The organism is Mycobacterium sp. (assembly GCF_035603715.1).
GTDB lineage: Bacteria > Actinomycetota > Actinomycetes > Mycobacteriales > Mycobacteriaceae > Mycobacterium.
This window is the reverse complement of the sequence record NZ_DATNJW010000509.1, coordinates 1-3,808: the sequence shown is the minus strand read 5'-3', so window position 1 is coordinate 3,808 and position 3,808 is coordinate 1. Positions and strand designations below refer to the sequence as shown.

Genomic DNA, 3,808 nt, shown 5'->3' with positions numbered 1-3,808 from the left:
GAGTTTGCGACATTCGCCGTGTCCGTCGCGATACCGGCTGAAACGATGCGGCCGGCCGGCGCGGACTGCCACGATGGAATCCGTGCGCGCGTTCGCCTGCCCCGTCTGCCGCGGCTTCGTTCCGTTCGAGTCGCGGCGCTGCCCGAATTGCTTGGCAGAATTTGGATTTCATGTCCCAAGCCGCACTATGGTCGCGACCTCGTCGGACGCCGCGGTTATCGACGGCCAGATTTGGATTGCATGCACGAAGGGGGCCAGCCTCGGCTGCAACTGGTTGGTGCCTCAGGAACAGGAACTGGGCGGTCAGCAGGGACGGTGCCTGGCGGATTCCTTGATCCGCCGCGAGCCCGACGCCGACGACACCGTCGCAGTGGAAAAGCTGGTGTCCACCGGGATCGCCCTGCGACGGTTGATTTGTCAGCTCGTTGACATCGGCTTGCCGGTCGACCCGTTCTGGCGGAAAGACGGAGGGCTTGCGTTTGATCTGCTGTCCAGTTACAGCGGCGGTGAACGTGTGGTGATCGGGCATGCCGGCGGGGTGATCACGATCGATCTGGTCGAGTCGCTGGACGCCTACCGTGAGTCGCTGCGGGTGCACCTCGGTGAGCCTTACCGCACCATGCTGGGTCATTTCCGCCACGAGGTCGGCCACTATTACCAGAACATTCTGGTGGAAACCGATCCCGGAGCCGCACGCTACCTTGACGAGTGCCGCGAGATCTTCGGCGATGAGCGCGCCGATTATCAAGGCGAGATCGCACGACACTACAAATTCGGTGCGCCGGCGAACTGGGGTGACTTCTACATCTCCGAGTACGCAACGATGCACCCTTGGGAGGATTTTGCCGAGTGCTTCGCCCACTATCTGCACATCACTGGCGCAATCGACACCGCCCGCGAGTCTGGACTGATCTTGCATGCCGACAGAGTCCGTTTCTCGGTTCAAGGTGACGTCGTTCCGCTCCCGAGCTACGAGGACGCTCCGATCGAGCGGCTGCTGGAGGACTGGAAGTGGTTGTCGCTCTGCTTCAATCGGGTGAACACCGCCATGGGTAAGAATCCGCTTTACCCGTTCGACATCCCGCAGCCGGTGGTCCGCAAGCTTGCGTTCGTACACAAAGTGATCCGCGAGACGGCTCGCCCAGCGGCAGCTGGTCACAAGCTTTGAACTTGGCTGACCGCCTCACCGGCTTATCACCGGATCGGACTGCGATGAGGATGTCTGTCGAGTTTTCCAGCCTCCTGCGTCACTCGGAGAATATGGTCGCTGCGTGAGACGTCGGACTGTGCTATCGCTCCCAGTGCTGCTGGCGGCGGGCCCTGTATTGACCAAGACACCCCGCGCCGGCGCAGAGCAAAGCCGATGGTCGCCTGATCGGGCTAACCACTGGTATCAGGCGCAAGGGTGGCGCGTCGGCGTCAACTACATCACCTCGAACGCCATCAACCAGCTCGAGATGTTTCAGGCCGACACCTTCGACCCCCGGCGTATCGATACCGAGCTCGGCTGGGCCCAGTCACACGGACTCAACACGGTGCGGGTCTTCCTCCACGATCAGCTTTGGGCGCAAGACCATCGAGGCTTCCAGAGCCGTCTCGCGCAGTTTGTCGCGATTGCGGCGCGCCACCGCATCAAACCGCTCTTTGTCTTCTTTGATTCATGTTGGGATCCGTTCCCCAAACTGGGACGCCAGCACGCCCCGAAGCCCGGGGTCCATAACTCCGGCTGGGTGCAAAGCCCAGGCGCTGAACGTCTGGGTGACCTCGACTACCGTCGCACTCTGCTTGAATATGTCACGGGAGTGTTGACCCAATTCCGCACGGATGACCGAATTTTGGGCTGGGACCTGTGGAATGAGCCCGACAATCCCGCTCGCGAGTATCGCAAGGTCGAAAGGGCAGACAAGCTGGAGCGTGTCGCCGACCTGCTCTCGCTGGCGTTCGGGTGGGCACGCTCGGTTGATCCGAGTCAACCGTTAACGAGTGGCGTGTGGGACGGCGTGTGGGGAGATCGCCAGCGGCGCAGCGAAATCGCTAACATCCAACTGGACAACTCCGATGTGGTTACCTTCCACTGCTATGACCAACCAGCAGGCTTCGAGGCCCGGATAGCAGAACTGTCCCCATTGGGGCGCCCGATCCTCTGCACCGAGTACCTGGCCCGGACACTGGGCAGTACCGTTGACGGGGTCCTGCCAATTGCGAAGCGGCACAACGTTGGTGCGATCAATTGGGGGTTGGTCGCTGGTAAGACCCAGACCTACATTCCGTGGGACTCCTGGGATCACCCGTACAAGACAGCTCCGAAGCTTTGGTTTGCAGACCTGCTGCAGCCCGATGGACGGCCGTACCGGGACACCGAAATTCAAACGATCAGCAAGTTGACCCGGCTCTAACGTCACCAACTTTCTGGTCGCAGCCGTCCACAGCGGGCCCGTCGCGCGGGCCAGCGGAACCCAGTTGGCTGCACGCCGCCGGCGCGGTGTCTACGATCCGCGAATCCTGCGCGCCCGCAAGGCGGGCGAGCCTGCCGCAAGACGTGGCGGGTTTTCAGATCAGCTCGGCGCTATGCCCAGCGAGCTGCGGGTACAGAACTTCGATCGGGGCCGAGAGCGCGTTCTTGACGACCAAGCTGCGGTGGTCGGCGATGACTTCGTATTCGCCGGCGGCGAGGCCAGCATAAGCAATGCGCACGATGTCGGCGGGGTCTTCTTTATCGTCGACGATTTCCGCGGTCATCGGTGTGGCCGTGTAACCCAGGTGTAGGCCGAGCACGTGTGTGCCCTGTTCGGCCAAGGCAAGGCGCAGAGAGTTAGTTGCCGACCAGAAGGCCGATTTCGCCGCGGCATAGCCACCGTGACCGCCCGCCTGCCCAGCGGGGTCGCCGACAATCCAGCTCAGCACTGAGTGCACATGCAGGAAGGCCCCTCCTCCGTTGGCGCCGACGATGGGTGCGAAAGCGCGGGCAACAGCGAGCGCACCGAAGAAGTTGGTTTCGAAAGTCTTTCGAATCTCATTCATGTCGTCGGTGAGGATCCGATCAGGGATCGGCGAGACGCCGGCGTTGTTGATCACGATAGTGGTGTCGCCCGCAGCGGCTGCGGCGGCCGCGATCGAGGTCTCATCAGTGACATCCAGCAAGAGCGGGACGACGCGGGAGTCGGTCCAGGCCCGCGGGCGCCGCGCGGTGGCGTACACCTTCTTAGCGCCGAGTTGCAATGCTTGGTGCACGAACTCGATCCCGAGGCCGCCGTTGGCGCCGGTGACGAGCACAGTCGAATTCGCTACTGAGATTGGCATGAGAAGTCCTTCGGTTTGGTTATGTGCCAGAGAGATTGGTCGGGCGGTGAGGCCGCCGATCCTTGAGTTGTTGCGGGAGTGCCGATGATTTCTCGAAGCATCCAGAAATAAGTGGCACAACTCGCGCAGGTGAAGAGACGTCAAGCGACGGTAGCGACGTTGTGCCCCAACGATCGCTCGAAGTCACCGTCCTGCTGCAAGCCGGCTTTCATCAGCTTCCCGATGCGCTCTTGGGTGGCCGGCCAGGTCGTCGTGCCGATGAACGCGTGATTTGAAAGCCACCGGTCACCTTCCAGCGGGACACCAGCTCGGGCATTCACCAGCTGTTTGGCCAACTCCAACGGCCGCTTGTCGAAACTGGCGACCCGTCGGGCAAAATTGTCGACGAACGCGTCGTGTTCCGAATCCGGAATGGCCCGGTTGACCCACCCGTACTTCTCGGCCGTTTCGGCGTCGAAGTCGTCGGCACCGACGATGATCTCCAGCGCGCGGGATCGACCAGTCAGGG

General features: G+C 62.1%; 4 protein-coding genes. 2 read left to right on the top strand and 2 right to left on the bottom strand.

All coding sequences use genetic code 11. The features are described 5' to 3' along the window. The first annotated feature begins 82 nt into the window (after nt 1-82). Together VN856_RS21235 and VN856_RS21230 are read left to right on the top strand one after the other, a co-directional pair. The gene (locus VN856_RS21235; RefSeq protein WP_325692612.1) at nt 83-1,168 is read left to right on the top strand and encodes a zinc-binding metallopeptidase family protein; all 1,086 of its coding nucleotides are present in this window, start codon (nt 83-85) and stop codon (nt 1,166-1,168) included. Nucleotides 1,169-1,271: 103 nt separating this feature from the next. Next, the gene (locus VN856_RS21230) at nt 1,272-2,396 is read left to right on the top strand and encodes a 1,4-beta-xylanase (RefSeq protein ID WP_325692610.1); all 1,125 of its coding nucleotides are present in this window, start codon (nt 1,272-1,274) and stop codon (nt 2,394-2,396) included. Nucleotides 2,397-2,550: 154 nt separating this feature from the next. Here the strand turns inward: VN856_RS21230 and VN856_RS21225 are convergent, their stop codons facing one another. Together VN856_RS21225 and VN856_RS21220 are read right to left on the bottom strand one after the other, a co-directional pair. Next, on the bottom strand, nt 2,551-3,300 hold the full coding sequence (locus VN856_RS21225; protein ID WP_325692608.1) for an SDR family oxidoreductase: 750 nt from the start codon (nt 3,298-3,300) through the stop codon (nt 2,551-2,553). A gap of 140 nt (nt 3,301-3,440) precedes the next feature. Then, nucleotides 3,441-3,808: enoyl-CoA hydratase/isomerase family protein (locus VN856_RS21220; RefSeq protein WP_414687015.1), on the bottom strand; the 368-nt coding region annotated here is incomplete at its 5' end.

What these genes read in the sequence shown, in the direction of transcription:
- VN856_RS21225 (WP_325692608.1), bottom strand. Translation starts at nt 3,300, where the DNA reads ATGCCAATCTCAGTAGCGAATTCGACTGTGCTCGTCACCGGCGCCAAC.